The organism is Clostridioides sp. ES-S-0190-01 (assembly GCF_020658275.1).
Taxonomy (GTDB): Bacteria; Bacillota; Clostridia; order Peptostreptococcales; family Peptostreptococcaceae; genus Clostridioides.
In genome coordinates this window covers 1-2,241 of sequence record NZ_JACVWA010000011.1, presented here as the reverse complement: position 1 = coordinate 2,241, position 2,241 = coordinate 1, and the positions used below count along the sequence as shown (strand labels likewise).

Here is a 2,241-nt window from a genome sequence, read left to right as displayed (position 1 = left end):
CCATTAAAGTTGCTACTATAGGAGAAATCCCATTAGTAAGAGAAAATGCTACAATAGAAGCTCCCATTGTGTAGCTACCATCAGCAGACATATCGGGAAAATCTAAGATTTTGTAAGTTATATAAACTCCCAGTGCCATGATTGATAAAATTAAACTTTGCGTCATTACAGATATAATACCTGACATAAATAAAACACTCCTTTAAAAATATTTTTATAATTTTAATTATTTGTTAATTTTGTATATAAAAAAACCACATAGTATACACAACTATGTGGTAAAAACACGAATAAGCCACATAGTATAATCTATGTGGCTCTTATATAGTTAAATGAAAACTCTATAAACAATATAGCCTACATAGATACAATCCCAAAGTTTTGCTAGTCTTAAGGGGTCTGTATCTATGTTAAAACGTAGGTACAAACCCTAGAAATAGTGGCTATAGTAATAATAATATTTTTTATTGTTTAATAAAGTATTCATAATTATCTCTCCCTTTTAATATTTTAATTAGTCAGAAAATTATATGTATTCTTGACTTGTTATAAATTATAAATTATACAATAATAAAAGTCAACTACTAAATTTAATTAAGATACTACATAGTGTATACTTAGACTTTTCAAAAGAAAATATATCAATTGAAAAAAACGTTATCCTAAACTTGTGGATTGAATGGAAATTTTGTGAAAAAATATTTAATTAAAGAAAAATATGGAATGAAGATAAAGCTGTAGATATTAAAATTTATAAAAAAAAGCTGTCTAAGAAATTTAAATTTCTATTTAGACAGCTCAAATAATGATTAGAAAGTTATATAACTTTCATAATGTGTCGTCAAAATAGACGACTTTATGGAAAATGAATAACTTTATATGCAATAAATTGCTACAATAAGTACAATTTTCAAAGGGTTAGGGTGGATAAGAGTACTTACTATATAAAGTTTTCATATTACCTACTTTTTTGAATTTACTACATTTTACTCTGCAGATTTTGCATTTTTATCTGACTTTATATACTTTATATTATCTGCTGATAGCTTTTGCATGTCAAGTGCTTTTAGTGTATCTTCATTGATTATTATTTCAGTTTCATCTAACATAGCAACAGGTATATCACCAACAGGTTTACCCTCTAACACTTCAATAGCAAGTTCTCCAGCCTTGTAACCTAGTTTTTCGTAGTCTATCCCACAACAAGCTAAAGCACCAGATGATACAGAGCCTTCTTCAGAAGCTATTATAGGTATTTTGTTTTCGTTAGCTACTTTAGAAACTATAGGCATAGAAGAAACTATTAAATTATCAGTAGGAACATATAAAACATCTATTTTGCCAACTAAACTAGAAATAGCTTGATTAACTTCACTTGAAGAACTGATTCCTTTTTCAACAACTTCATAATTATTTTTCTTAGCATAATCATGTAGAGAATCAACTTGTATTTTTGAATTAACTTCACTAGTATTGTATATAACGCCTATTTTCTTTGCTTTTGGAGTTAAAGTTTTAACCAATTCAAGTGTTTTATCAATTGAAAGATAATCTGATGTACCTGAAACGTTTCCACCTGGTTTTTCAAGAGATTTAACCAAGCCAGCCTCTACAGGGTCTGTAACAGCAGTCATGATTATAGGTATATCTTTAGTAGCATTATAAGCTGCTTGAGCTGAAGGTGTAGATATAGCATATATCAAATCTTTTTTATCAGATACGAATTTACTTGCAATACTTTGTGTAGTAGGCATATCATTTTGTGCATTTTGGAAGTCTATTTTTATATTATCTCCATCCTTATAACCTTTATCTTCTAGTGCTTTTATGAATCCCTGTTTTGCCTTATCTAAAGATGGATGCTCTACTAATTGAGTGATTCCTATATTTTTTATTTCTCTCTTGTCTGTTTTTTCATTGTCTTTTGAAGCATCCGAGCCTCCATTTTGAGAACATCCAGTGAGCATAGATATTCCAAGAGTACCAGCTAAAATTAAACTTACCAATCTTTTTTTATTAATCATTTTTATATCCCCCTCAAAAATTTTGTTGTTATATATGTTCATATATTCATATGAATTATTGTAGTATTGCTAAAAATATTATGATTTTACAATTATTTTATAAATAAACTAATTTGTAACTAAGCTAAAATTAAATTATCATAATATATACTTTTAAACAGCATATTCAAATTTTTCTAAGATTTCTTCAACTGTTAATTCTTCTTTTTCTTTTCCC

At 27.6% G+C, this 2,241-nt stretch carries 2 protein-coding genes; both read right to left on the bottom strand.

All coding sequences use genetic code 11. From position 1 onward, the window contains the following. Positions 1-187, bottom strand: a 187-nt coding sequence (locus IC214_RS01610) for an ABC transporter permease subunit (protein WP_413926624.1), incomplete at its 3' end; no start/stop codon positions are given. 799 nt (positions 188-986) lie between these two features. After that, the gene (locus IC214_RS01605; protein ID WP_227866150.1) at positions 987-2,024 is read right to left on the bottom strand and encodes an ABC transporter substrate-binding protein; all 1,038 of its coding nucleotides are present in this window, start codon (positions 2,022-2,024) and stop codon (positions 987-989) included. Positions 2,025-2,241: the final 217 nt, after the last annotated feature.

What these genes read in the sequence shown, in the direction of transcription:
- IC214_RS01605 (WP_227866150.1), bottom strand. Translation starts at nt 2,024, where the DNA reads ATGATTAATAAAAAAAGATTGGTAAGTTTAATTTTAGCTGGTACTCTT.